This is a genomic window from Massilia frigida (genome assembly GCF_011682175.1).
Taxonomy (GTDB): domain Bacteria; phylum Pseudomonadota; class Gammaproteobacteria; order Burkholderiales; family Burkholderiaceae_D; genus Telluria_A; species Telluria_A frigida.
This window is the reverse complement of record NZ_WHJG01000039.1, coordinates 1-12,614: the sequence shown is the minus strand read 5'-3', so window position 1 is coordinate 12,614 and position 12,614 is coordinate 1. Positions and strand designations below refer to the sequence as shown.

Annotated in this window: 12 protein-coding genes; 3 read left to right on the top strand and 9 right to left on the bottom strand. The window is 61.0% G+C overall.

What is annotated here, in order from left to right:
* Position 1 precedes the first annotated feature (1 nt).
* Entirely contained in the window at positions 2-682 is a 681-nt protein-coding gene (locus F2P44_RS27175) for a thioredoxin domain-containing protein (protein WP_167091488.1), read from the top strand.
* A 54-nt stretch (positions 683-736) separates the two neighbouring features.
* On the opposite strand, the gene F2P44_RS27170 is transcribed toward F2P44_RS27175, so the two are convergent.
* Positions 737-2,611, bottom strand: coding sequence for a glycoside hydrolase family 16 protein (locus F2P44_RS27170; RefSeq protein ID WP_370662754.1), 1,875 nt, complete (start codon positions 2,609-2,611; stop codon positions 737-739).
* A gap of 784 nt (positions 2,612-3,395) precedes the next feature.
* Here F2P44_RS27170 and F2P44_RS27165 point away from each other — a divergent pair.
* The gene (locus F2P44_RS27165) at positions 3,396-3,899 is read left to right on the top strand and encodes a hypothetical protein (RefSeq protein ID WP_167091486.1); all 504 of its coding nucleotides are present in this window, start codon (positions 3,396-3,398) and stop codon (positions 3,897-3,899) included.
* Positions 3,900-4,115: 216 nt separating this feature from the next.
* Here F2P44_RS27165 and F2P44_RS27160 read toward each other — a convergent pair whose 3' ends face one another.
* From F2P44_RS27160 to F2P44_RS27125, 8 genes are all read right to left on the bottom strand, one after another.
* Positions 4,116-5,093 (bottom strand): DUF2804 domain-containing protein, encoded by a 978-nt coding sequence (locus F2P44_RS27160; protein WP_167091483.1) that lies wholly within the window; start codon positions 5,091-5,093, stop codon positions 4,116-4,118.
* 155 nt (positions 5,094-5,248) lie between these two features.
* Positions 5,249-5,659, bottom strand: coding sequence for a hypothetical protein (locus tag F2P44_RS27155; protein WP_167091480.1), 411 nt, complete (start codon positions 5,657-5,659; stop codon positions 5,249-5,251).
* Positions 5,660-5,669: 10 nt separating this feature from the next.
* Positions 5,670-6,866: a porin gene (locus F2P44_RS27150; RefSeq protein ID WP_167091477.1), complete on the bottom strand. Its 1,197-nt coding sequence runs from the start codon at positions 6,864-6,866 to the stop codon at positions 5,670-5,672.
* 371 nt (positions 6,867-7,237) lie between these two features.
* On the bottom strand, positions 7,238-7,648 hold the full coding sequence (locus F2P44_RS27145; protein WP_167091474.1) for a hypothetical protein: 411 nt from the start codon (positions 7,646-7,648) through the stop codon (positions 7,238-7,240).
* 10 nt (positions 7,649-7,658) lie between these two features.
* Positions 7,659-8,855, bottom strand: a complete 1,197-nt coding sequence (locus F2P44_RS27140; RefSeq protein WP_167091472.1) for a porin family protein — start codon at positions 8,853-8,855, stop codon at positions 7,659-7,661.
* A gap of 372 nt (positions 8,856-9,227) precedes the next feature.
* Positions 9,228-10,097, bottom strand: a complete 870-nt coding sequence (locus F2P44_RS27135) for a pirin family protein (protein WP_167091469.1) — start codon at positions 10,095-10,097, stop codon at positions 9,228-9,230.
* Positions 10,094-10,498, bottom strand: a complete 405-nt coding sequence (locus tag F2P44_RS27130; RefSeq protein WP_167091466.1) for an OsmC family protein — start codon at positions 10,496-10,498, stop codon at positions 10,094-10,096. Before F2P44_RS27130 ends, F2P44_RS27135 begins: the two co-directional genes overlap by 4 nt.
* A gap of 104 nt (positions 10,499-10,602) precedes the next feature.
* Positions 10,603-11,133: a hypothetical protein gene (locus tag F2P44_RS27125; protein WP_167091463.1), complete on the bottom strand. Its 531-nt coding sequence runs from the start codon at positions 11,131-11,133 to the stop codon at positions 10,603-10,605.
* A gap of 314 nt (positions 11,134-11,447) precedes the next feature.
* Here F2P44_RS27125 and F2P44_RS27120 point away from each other — a divergent pair, with 314 nt between their 5' ends.
* Positions 11,448-12,497, top strand: coding sequence for an IS4 family transposase (locus F2P44_RS27120; RefSeq protein ID WP_229423782.1), 1,050 nt, complete (start codon positions 11,448-11,450; stop codon positions 12,495-12,497).
* Positions 12,498-12,614 lie beyond the last annotated feature (117 nt).

The following is a 12,614-nucleotide window of genomic DNA, read 5'->3' as shown; positions in this document are numbered from 1 at the left end:
AGTGCTCACCGTCACCAACGAGGCGGGAACCATCACCGGCAAAAGCAAACCAGGCTATCACACAGTCGGGCTACAACCGGGCAAACCGCGCCTGATGACGCCCAGCCAGCTCGACGAGTTACGCGCCGAAGTCATGGCCAATATCGACTACGACAAGCTGATCAAGATTACTTATGGCAATGGCGGAGGACGCAAGATTCTCATGTTCTCCGCTCTCGATTGCCCAGCCCGCAACCAGTTTGAAAAAGGCTTGCAGAAGGCAGCAGCCGTCATGAACACGACCTTCTACCTCGTGCCCGGCACATTGCGGGACAGTGCGGATGGCGGCTTGCCCTTCCTCGAAAAAGTGATCCGGATAAAATGCGACGGCGATCCATCAAAGGCATGGCAATCCTACTGGGCCACACGGTCCGTGCCGCCGGCGCGCGCATGCGCACTGACGCCTCAACGCGCGGAGCAGGATTTTAACTTGCTATATGGAATCATGCTGGCTGTGAAATCGATCAAACCAGTCATCCCCATGCTGGTATCCGAAGATGGCAAGTGGCTTCCCCTGATTGCGGGGATGACACCGGCCAAGGCCGAAGCGGCCTTCGGTGCGGAACGCAAAGCGCCAGCGATTCAGCCAACGACGCAATGGCTGGCGGTAGCCCAGCCGGCGCCGTCCGGCAAGGCCAGGTAGACGGCACAGGGCGGTCGCAATCCGCGACCGCCCTGCTGTCTCCCTCGTACGCAATTACTTCATCGTGAAGCTTTGCAGGGCGGTGTCGACCGCATAGTTACGCGTGGTATCCCAGTACGTGAAGCTGTACTTGACCACATCGCCCGCCTTCAGGCCACCTGCCGAGTAGGTGTTATTGCCCGCGTCCTGGCGCATGCGTAGGTTTTGCTGTCCACCAGCGTTGACCGTGTAGTGCACGTCCGCCCAGCTTGACGTGCGCACTGCGAATTGCAGGGTTGTCGGGCCGGTCTGGGTGGCGCTGACCGAAACAGGGGTTGGTGTCGGCGTTGGCGTTGGCGTTGGCGTTGGCGTTGGCGTCGGCGTTGGGGTCGGGGTCGGGGTCGGCGTCGGCGTCGGCGTCGGCGTCGGCGTTGGCGTTGGCGTTGGCGTCGGTGTACCCGACTCCCACACAATATCGTCGATCGCCATCTGGAACGGCGCGCTCGGCAATTGCGTCGCTTCGCTCGAAAACTGGAACAGGTCCAGCATCGACTGCAACGCGACTTTCGGCCCGACCAGGGTCGATACCGGAATCGTCGCCGTCGCCCACTCACCGTTACGCACCAGGCCATACGTGGTCGCATTCGCCGGGAACTTGACCGCGTTCTGATTGGTGTAGGTATCCTGGATACTTACATTGAACGCCACATTGGCGGGAATCTTGATCCGGAACTTGAGATTGCCATTCCTGAAATTGCTCATGTCATGCGCCTGGCGCGACTGCACGCTGCCGCCAAACCACTGGTTGGGCGCGGTGTAGTTCAAGGCCATGACATTGCTGCCCTCGTAAGGCGGGATATTACCGCCGGACATGGACGCGTTATTCCACACAAAGACGTCGGAACTGGTGCCGGCCACCTGCTTGTTATTGACTGCGGTGTTATCGGTGAACACGCCGAACTTGCCCACTTCCGGCGTCGTCTGGCTACCCAGCTTGACCGCGCCCTTGCCATCGAGCTGGTACACGCGCACGTAATCGACATACATCGTGCCCGGCAGCGGCGCGGTGACTTGTCCCGGCGAAGCGGCGTCGGTAAAGTTACCGCCCACCGCCAGGTTCAGCAGCAGATAGAACGGCGCCTGCAAGGCGGTCGAATTGACCGGCAGCGGATTATCGTACAAATTGTGCTCGACGCCATTGTCGATCGCCGTGAAGCGCATCTGCGATTCGGTCCAGTACAGGCGGTAGGTAACGAAGCGATTGGCCATCGAGGTCGGGGCGATGTACCAGTTCTTGGTTTGCCACGCGGTCGACGCCGCGCAGCTTTCATTGCCCGGCACGCAGGCGGCTTGCTGATAGGTGATGACGTTCGAGCCGACGAAGTTATCGATCGGCGCATTGCCGGCGGCGGCGCGCGAACTGGCGCGGTGGCCCATCTCGACAATATCGATCTCGCCGTTGCGCGGCCAGCTTTGCGGGCTGGCACCGAGCAGCCACGCGGCTGGCCACAGGCCATTGCCAAGCTGCGGCGTGCTCACGCGAATCTCGACCATGCCGTACTGCACCTGCACCTTGCCTGCCGAGGTGATCTTGCCGGAGGTGAAGGAGTTGCTGCCGACCGTTTGTTGCAGCGCCTTGATCGCCAGGGCGCGCGAATTGGGCTCGAACGGCACATTGACGATGGACAGGTTGTTCGGGCTGTAGTACTGGAGTTCCTGGTTGCCGTAGCCGCACAGGTTGATCTGGCAACCGTTGCCGTCGTCCGCCGTCCAGACCGAGGTGTTGAGGCTGGGGCCGTTGAACTCTTCCGACCACAGCAACTGGCCGATCACGGGATTGGTCACGCTGGCGCTCGCGCCGGCGCCGTAGATGCCCAGGATACTGCCCGCGATGGCGGACAGGACGAATTTGCGTTTCCGGCTGACCAGCTGCTTGTTTTGATTATTCACAATGTCTCCTCGTAACTACTCTTCATAAAATGCGGCACCGCGCCGGAAGCGATTTGGTAGCGCTTCCGTCAGCGTCGGCATCGCGCTGTGCCAGGCTACGCGAGCTGCATGCGCGGTCGGGCAAGATTCAGGTCGAACATGCAGCTGGCCCTCTGCGCAGTGCGCGGCCCGGGCTGCATCGGGCGGGACAATCGAGGCGCCGGGGCGCCTGTGGCGTGAACGGTTTCACGCCGGACATCGGTCTCCTTGGCGGCCAGGCCGCATGCCTGCGCACGCAGTTTTTTTGGATGTATTGGAGAGTGGAAACTTACCGTTCCCCCGATTATGGAAACGCTTCCAAATCAGGAATGTGAAATATATGCCGATTGAATTTTGATGTCAAGATAAAAAGATATGCATGTTGTGCCTCGCCTTGGCGCCTCGCCTTGTGCCGGCCTCGGCGCGCCCGCGCTACGGCATCGCCCTGTGCCGGCAGGTCGAAGCGCACGACAAGCATGTGCTCGTGAAAGAAGCCGCTGAGCTACTTCCGAAGGATCCCCCTTCCGAACCGCTGCAGTTCACGTTCTACCGGGAAAACAGTGTGCGGGTTCCTTCGCGATAGCTGAATTGAGACGAAAAATTTACCTCTTTAACGCGAGCCCTGATATCGAACAAATTTTCAAGGTATCAGCAGCCTACTCTCGAACATGCAGCCAGGCGCGGTAACTGATCGATCGATTGGGCGCTTTGCAGCGTAGCAGTAGTAAAGATGTATTCGAAGCAGCACTTTTTCAGGGGCAACATCATGAAACTCAGAATCAATCATCTTGCAAAAACGATGGCATTGTGCGGGGCGCTTTTAGGCGCAACTACCACCGTTTATGCGGCGAATCCCCACTTTGTCGGGCGAGTGACGTCGACGCTGGTCGGAACCAGTGTGCAGACGTGCTTTAAAATAGCAGGATTGGGCGATAATGCTACTATCACCGTTAACGCCAGCGCTAATGCAACAGCGACCTTCGTTTGTCAAACTAAAAATGGAAACTGCCCCAGCGCAGCAAATAAGACCACGGTTAACACGGCAGTCTCGACATCCGGGAATTTCGTCAGCGATAGAAACGGCAACGTGTCAGGCTGTCTTACTCTCAATGCTCCAGGTCCTGGCAACTTTACCTGCCCACCTGGACAGAACTTGGTCTTGGCGAACGTCACCTTCTCAAATATCACCGTCCAGTCCGGCCCGACGGGATCCGCGACTGCAAACCCACCGGTACAAAGCGCCGACTTCCGGGCCTGCACTCGCCGATAAGCAAGGTTTTTCACAGCACGCGACGCGCTCGCATTCGTCCTGCTTCCGGGTGGGACCGCCCTCGCGAAACGCGTAAGCGTCTTGCTCGCACCGTCTGGATGTAACCAGGCTCGCCCGTAAAGTAGTTCCCACTCCTTTTTGATGGGAACTACTTTCGACACAGAAGTAAAGCCGGGCAAGCGCAAGGGCAAGCCGAACCAGTCACGCCGAGGTGCGCTACCAGCGCGACGCGTGGTCTTCGGTCACGCCGGCCAGACGCGTCACGGTACGGCGCGGCCCATCCGCACTCGCCCTCACCCACCCGGAAAACGTACCGATCGGCTGCACATAGCGGCTGGCCGCCACCAGCAGGTTCTTGTCCTCGCGGCGCGCCCCTTCCGGCGTGAAATGCAGGTCGAGCAAGCCGTCGTCGGTGAACACGTGCCACGGCGCCATCGGATCGCCCTCGACGAACTCGAACGTGGCGGCGCCAAGTCCGATCAGGCGGCCGTCCAGCCACAAGGCGTTCTCGTGCGAGCCGAAATAGCCGGCCTGCAAATTGAAGCCCAGTTCCAGGCTGTGCGCCGACGCCCAGCGCCACGCCGTATTGCGCGCCAGTAAACCGTTTGAATAGTCGAAGCTGGCAACGCCGCCATCGAGCTGGTACGCGCGCTCGCCGACGCGCACCGTGCCCGTGAGTGCAAGGCCCGATGATTTCTGCGTCGCATGCACCGCCCCGCCCTGCACCGGCCCCACGGCCAGCAACAGCGGCGCGCCCGCTGCGCCAAAGGCGGCATCGATCCGCACGTCCTTGCAGCGCAGCGACAGCGTGCTGGCCGACATGGCGATGCGGCTGCCGGCAAAACTGAAACGGCTCTGTTCACCCGCGTGACCGGCCAGGCGCGCCGTCAGCCCCGGAATACCGTCGCGCGAAAAGCCCGCGACCACCGCGCCCTGCCCGCGCTCGAACACATACGCAAAGGCCGTGTTGGTCCAGCCGACATCGACGATGGCTATGCCGCAAAACAATTGATCGGTAGCGAGCGCGGTGTAGTGCCAGCGCTTGTGGTGGAAGCGGCGCCACCAGCGGCTGCGCGCGTGCGGCGCGGCCAGGCGAGCCCAGTCGAAGCACGTGGCGGCGCCGGCAAAGCGGCCGAAGACGGGCACGCCGTCCGGTGCGGGAACGGTCAGGGGGGCGGCGGGAAGTGGCGTCATCGGATGGGCGTGGTGAGCGGCATGCCGCGGTCGCCCAGCCTAGCAGATGCGCGCGTGCGGCGGCAAGTTTCTGCGCCGGAAACGACAAGGCCCTTGCCGCACAGCGCAAGGGCCTTGTACCTGTTCTTGCGCGGGCCGCTGACGCCCGCCGCTGCTTACTGCACCGTGAGAATGACTTTCACGGTATCGTCCACGGCCGACTTGTCGATGTAGCCGATCGCGCTCACATCCGCCGCGACCGCCTTCTTCACCTCGGCGGCCGAATGATATTCCTTCGGTGCCGTGCCCTTGCCGGTGAACACCAGTTTGGACCAGATGGCCTTGACCTGCGCCGGTTCCTTCTGCAGCACCTTGCTATAGAACTCGGTGCGGATGGCCGCGCCTTCATTGAACTCGATCGGCGTGAACAAGGCCGACTTGCCGATGAAAAACTGAGCCGCTTGCTCGCTGAACATGCGCGTGGCCGGATTCTTGGGATTGACGATGACCACGATTTCCGCCAGGGCGGGCACGGTCGCCGCGAACAAGCCAGCCGCAAGCAGCATCTTGCCGATGATAGTCTTCATGCTGCTCTCCTTAAAATACGAAATCGATGCCGGCGGCATACACGTTCACCGTGTCGTGAAAGCCTGGCTTGGCTCTCAGGAAGGTGCCGGCGCCATCGCGTGGCTTGATGCGGTCGACCTGCACCTTGAGCGCGGCGGACTTGCTGAAGTCCCAGCGCACGCCGAGCGCGTTGGTCGATTGCTGCGCCGCCTTGACCACGCCGTTCACGCCAGCGGACAGCGGCGCCAGCGGGCCGCTGGTCGGCAAGCCGGCATATGTACGGGCGCTGTCCTGCTTGGTGTCGCCGTAGTAGTAGTACGGCGTCACCTTGCCGAAGCGATAGCCGAACATGGCGTAGTAGGAATTGGTGTCCACGATGATGAGCGAATCGGTCCTGCGCATCGCATATTCGGCCTGCACCAGGATGTTCTTGTAATCCATGGTGAAGCCGACCGAGGTGAAGGAGCCGTCGACATCGGTAATGCTGAGGTCTTGCGCGACCTGGGTCAGGCCAACCCGGCGCAAGGTGGCCAGCAAGCCGTCGAGCGCCTTGTTGTCTTCCACGGTGACCTTGGCATCGGCACGGCCGAAGCGCACGGTGAACGGCCCGTTTTCGGCCACGATGTGAATCGCCGTCGCCGGCCGGTACTTGACCTTGGCATCGTCAGTGCTCCTGGCCTTCATATTGCCGATGCCCGCCTGCGCCGTCACCGTGGTGTCGCCGAAACTGTGCTGATACACCACATCGACGCCATCGAAGGAGTCGCCGTTCACCTGGCGATACACCTCGGTGGGTGGGCGGATCATGGTGTTGGCGTAGCCCACCTGGCGGAAATCCGAAATCATGTAGATCGGCATGCCGATACGGCCGAGGCGAATCGACAGCTCGTCATTGACCTTGAACTTGGCGAACGCCCAGCTCAGCTCAGCGCCCCAGGCATCGCGGGCATTCTTGCGCGCCAGGCCCTGCACCGTGAACGACAACCAGTCATTCATCTTGGCCGCGCCCTGGATGCCGACATTGGAATCGACACCCGGACGCGGGCTCTTGCCCACACCGGCCTGCTGATTCGGCCGCGCGAATTCGACGTCGTCGGTATCGGTCGCGGTCAGGGCCGCGGTACCGAATCCGCTGATGGTGACGGTCGGGCCATCGGCCGCGTGCGACGCCATGCTGAAGGCTGCCAGGATTGCCGAGACCAGGGCAAGACGCAATGGTTGATTCATACTTTCTCCTCAATGGTTCACTAGTACTGAGGCTTCAGTGTGGGCCACGAGTAACTATTTGTGTACCGCGCACGCGTTCAATTTCACGAAAGCGTTGTATCGAAGGAACACAGGCGGGCATTGATGGGCTTTAATCTAGCCTAAGAAATAAGCTTCTTCTCGAAAGGTGATTTTATGGCATGCCAAAGTGAAAAGTTCCAGGCCTGGCCAAGCGGCAGCCGGCATTACGTACGGCAATCAATCGCGAGCCACTGGGAAATAGATGATGACGGGAGGGATGCAAGAGGAGGCATGCGCCGGCCGCAAGGACCGGCGCAATGGATGACGCCGTGTGACTGCTTGCCGGGCGCAACGGCCCGGGCCGCAATGGCTTACTGCACCGTGAGGATGACTTTCACGCTATCGTCCACGGCCGACTTGTCGATGTAGCCGATCGCGCTCACATCCGCCGCAACCGCCTTCTTCACCTCGGCTGCCGAATGATATTCCTTCGGTGCCGTGCCCTTGCCGGTGAACACCAGCTTGGACCAGATAGCCTTGACCTGCGCCGGTTCCTTCTGCAGCACCTTGCTATAGAACTCGGTGCGGATGGCCGCGCCTTCGTTGAACTCGACCGGTGTGAACAGGGCCGATTTACCGACGAAAAACTGGGCAGCCTGTTCGCTGAACATGCGCGTGGCCGGATTCTTCGGGTTGACGATGACCACGATGTCCGCCAGGGCGGGGACGGTCGCCGCAAACAAGCCGGCTGCAAGCAGCATCTTGCCGATAGTTGTCTTCATGCCGCTCTCCTTAAAATACAAAATCGATGCCGGCGGCGTACACGTTGACCGTGTCGCTGAATCCGGGCTTGGCCCTGAGGAAGGTGCCGGCGCCATCGCGTGGCTTGATGCGGTCGACCTGGACCTTGAGTGCGGCGGACTTGTGGAAGTCCCAGCGCAGGCCAAGCGCATTGGTCGATTGCAGGCCAGCCTTGATGGCGACGTTGACGCCGGCGCCGAGCGCTGCCAGCGGGCCGGTGGCCGGCAAGCCGGCGTACGTGCGTGCGCTGTCCTGCTTGACCGTGCCGTAGTAGTAATACGGTGTCACCTTGCCGAAGCGGTAACCGAGCATCGCGTAATACGAGCTGGTGTCCGGCAGGGTGAGCGAGTCGGTCTTGCGCACGGCATATTCGCCCTGCACCAGGACATTCTTGTAATCCATGGTGAAGCCGAGCGAGGTGAACGAACCGTCGACATCGGTGACCGACAGGTCGTTGGCGACCTTGCTCATCCCCACCTTGTGCAGCGTCGCGATCAGGCCGTCGATCGATTCGCTGCCTTCCACGCTGACCTTGGCGTCGGCACGACCAAAACGCACGGTGAACGGGCCGTTTTCAGCCACGATATTGACCGTCGTCGCCGGCTTGTACTTGATCCGGTTGTTGTCCGTAATCCTGGCCGACATCGTGCCGACGCCGATCTGGGCGGTCACGGTGGTATCGCCGAAGTTGTGCTGATACATGGCATCGGCGCCGTCGTACGAGTCGCCGTAGATCTGGCCATACACTTCCTGCGACGGACGGATCATGGTGTTGGCGTAGCCCACCTGGCGGAAGTCGGAAATCATGTAGATCGGCATGCCGATGCGGCCGACGCGGATCGAGATCTCGTCGCTGACCTTGAACTTGGCGAACGCCCAGCTCAGTTCGGCGCCATAGGCATCGCGTGCGTTCTTGCGGGCCAGGCCCTGCGCGGTAAACGACAGCCAGTCATTGATCTTGGCCGTGCCCTGGATGCCGAAGTTGGAATCGACACCGGCGCGCGGGCTCTTGCCGACGCCGGCGGCCTGGTTGAAACGCGCGTACTCGACATCGTCCGTATCGGTGGCCGTCAGGGCGGCCGTGCCGAACCCGCTGATGGTGACGGTGGGCGCGTCGGCGGCGTGCGACGACAGGCTGAACGCTGCCAAGATCGCGGTCGCCAGGGTCAGGCGCAGTGGTTGGTTCATACTGGTTCCTCAATGGGTTGCTGAATGCTGGGGATGCATTATGTCCCACTGGCAACATATTGTGTACTGAGGAAACATTCAAATCCGCGACAACGTTGCATCTCGGAAACATAACGCGTGGGGGGGGGCGCGCTTGACGAGGCCTTGGCGGTAGCGCCGTGTCGTGAAGCCGGCGGCAGCAGCGGCCGCCGGCATGGCGGGCTCAGCCGCCGGGGAGAAGTACCAGGAACACCATCGCCACGCCGAACAGCAGCGCCGCCTGCAGCGTAAAGACGATAGCGGGAATTTGCAGCTCATCAGGAATCTTCATGACCGCCTCCACGGTTTGTTGATGTGAAGGCTTAGACCGCTGCCCTGCCGCAAAGTTCCCTGTCAGCGCTTCGGCAAGGGAATGAACTCGGTCTCGCCAGGCACCTTGTCGAAACGCTGCTGCTCCCAATCGTCGCAGGCGCGCGCGATGCGCTCCTTGCTCGACGAGACGAAATTCCAGTACATGCTGCGCTGGCCGTCCAGCGGCGCGCCGCCGATGACCACGAACTGCGCGCCGGCGCTGGTGTACACGCTGGCGCCGCTGCCGGCGTCGATATAGGCCATCGTGTGCGGCGAGAGCAGCTCGCCGTCGATCGCGATCTCGCCCGCTACCGGATAGATCGCCGCTTCGGGCGGCAAATCATCGAGTTCGATGCTGCGGCCGGCGTCGAGCGCGATGTCGAGGTACAGCGTTTCGCTGAAGGTCGCCACCGGCGAGGTCTGGCCGAAGGCGCTGCCGATCAGCACCCGCACCAGCGCGCCGTCGAGCTGCGCCAGCGGGATCTCGCTCGCCGGTGTGTGCGCGAAGCTGGGCGCGTCTTCCTCGTGCGCGCGCGGCAGCGCGGCCCACAGTTGCAGGCCGTGCGAGCGGCGCGGCTTGCCGGCCAGGTCAGGCGGGGTGCGTTCGGAATGGACGATGCCGCTGCCAGCCGTCATCCAGTTGATCGCGCCCGGTTCGATGCGCTGCACCGAACCGACGCTGTCGCGGTGCTCGATGGCGCCTTCGTACAGATACGTCACCGTGGCCAGGCCGATGTGCGGATGCGGACGCACATCGTGATTGGCCTCGGCCGGCGCGTCGAGGGGACCGAAGTGGTCGAAGAAGATGAATGGCCCGACCGCCTGCTTGGCCGCGGCCGGCAGCACGCGGCGCACGCGAAAGCCGCCGCCGATATCCTTTTCGTGCGGCTTGAAAAAGTAGGCGATGCTCATGGCTGCACTAGGGTGGTGGTGATTTCGGTGGTCACGCCGGTCATCAGCTTTTGAATGGGGCATTTCTCGGCGGCGGAAAGCAGGTCGGCGCGCTGGGCCTCGGACAGGTCGCCGCCGAATTGCAGCGCGGCGGACAGGCGGTACACACCCTTGCGCTCGTCGCTGGCATCGCGCTCGATGGTCACTTCGATGTCCTCGACCGGAATGCCCTTGCGCTTCGCGTACCAGACCACGGTGAGGGCCTTGCAGGCGCCCAGGGCGGCATCGTACAGGTCGTGCGGCGAGGGGCCGGCATCGGCGCCGCCCTCTTCGACCGAACCATCGGCCGGGATCAGGTGATTGCGCACGTGGACGATATGGCGCATCGGTTGCGACAGATCGCGCTTGACGGTAATGGACATGATGTTCCTTCTTGATGAGGGTGGGTGTTGGCGGAATTTACACCCTTTCGCGGCATTGCGCATCCCACGGAATGGGGGGAAGGCCACCATTCACAGAATCGGATTCAGCAGGAATGAGCAATCAGCCCTGCCTTCATCTTGCTGGCGGCTGCGAACGGCTCCATCCATTCCTTCAGATAGGATATCCATTCGTCCGGCGACGCATACCAGTTGTTATACATGGATGCCGGTGCGATAGATCGCAGGTTCATCTTCTCGAATCGGGAGATCAGCGCCGACAGGGAATCGAGAAATGGATCAACACTTTCCGGGGCGAATGCAAACAACAAAAGACCGCAGTATCCGGTAAATCTCGGCGCATCGACCAAATCGTGATGAGAGTTCGCCTCGCCTTCGACCCCTGCCCAAAAAAATTCTTCAAAAACGCGGTCGGCGCAGGCCCGTTCCCCATCGTTCGTCATCAGGGGGCGGATCGCCTCCTCATAATAATCGCCTGCCCGATAAGCAGCCTTCCAATTACTTAAATGACGGCACTCCTCTTCCAGACTTTGGCACCAATGCGGTTTACTCACGCTCAATGGAATACCGCATTCGACCTCGAAAAAATACGTCGTAGCGTCGTCAATGATGTCCATGACTTCGTCGCCTGATCTTGGCAGGGATAAATACGGCCAATCCGTCACGAAGAAAAGCCTAACCCCAATACCCATCGCATCTCCTGATTGTCGATTTTCCAAAGCCGCGCCACATGCCCTGTGCGCTCAAGACCTCATTCTACAGAATGATGTCCATGCCGGATCGAATAGACGGATGGGGCAGCGAGGCAATCCATCCAAGTTAAGAGAATTGTGTGCATTTATGTAATTTATTTTCAATATTACCAAGTCCGTACTTGACACCAAATTAAAAGCGCGGTCGTCAGTGTGAATTTTTATTTCCACTGTCTGCCATGTCCGTTCTGTCCATGCTGTTTCAAGATTTCGCTGCCCGACTATGCTCAACAGAATTTTTGCAGGAAGCGCGCCACGCCGACCATCCAATGGCGTTCTCGCGCTGTCGCAAGCTTCCCTTGGCGACGCTGGTTGCCATCATGCTGACGGGCATGCGGATGAGTATCCAAGCCGAATTGGACACCTTCTTCGCCCATCTGCGCCAACAAGCCCAGCTCGTTCACGAGGTGTCCGAGCAGGCTTTCGCCCAGGCGCGCGCCAAACTATCCCTGACTGCCATTCCGGGTCTCAACGACTGGCTCATCAAGCGCGCCGAAACGGACGGTTTTGTGCCGCGCTGGCGCGGGTTGCGCCTGGTCGCCGCCGACGCCTCGACGGTGCGTTTCGGGCTGCGGGCCAGCCATGTGAAGCGGGCCGCTCTGGCCGATCAAATCCTGTTCGGCCTGTTCTTGCCGGGGCCTGACCTGATGCTCGCCGCCTCCCTGCACAACGTCCATCAATGCGGCGAACGCCAGTTCCTGTTCGAACACCTGGACCTACTTTCCCCGGACGACCTGTTACTGCTCGATCGCGGCTACCCTTGCCGCTGGCTGGTCGCAGTGCTGAACCACCGCGCCATCAAGTTCTGCATGCGCGTCGACAATGCAAGCGGCTTCACCTGCGTGCGCACGTTCATGCACTCGAAGGCGCTTGAGCAGGTCGTCACGCTGCCTGCGCCGAACAAGCCGGACGCGCTCGACTACGAATGTCCGCGCAAACCGCAGCGTGTCCGATTGGTCCGCAACGCCTCTCCCAGCGGCGAGCAACGCGTTCTGATGACCAATCTCTTCGACGAAGAAATTTACCCGGCAGAATGCTTTGCCGAGCTCTACCATAAGCGCTGGGGCATCGAGGAAGCGTTCAAACGGCTCAAGCACCGGCTCAATCTGGAGCACGTCACCGGCTTGAGCCAGCAAGCTGTGGCCCAGGATGTCGCCGCCAAAATCGTCTGCGATAAGCTGCAGGCCATCGTTGCCCTGACCGCTCATGCCGACGCGGAGGCTCTATGACGTTTTCGGTGAAACTTGACGACCGCCACGGTATCGCCTAATTGAAACCGACCGCTTCACGGCGGCCTGCAAGGGATTGACGGGTAAATGAGCGAGTTTGGACATGCGCAGATAGGC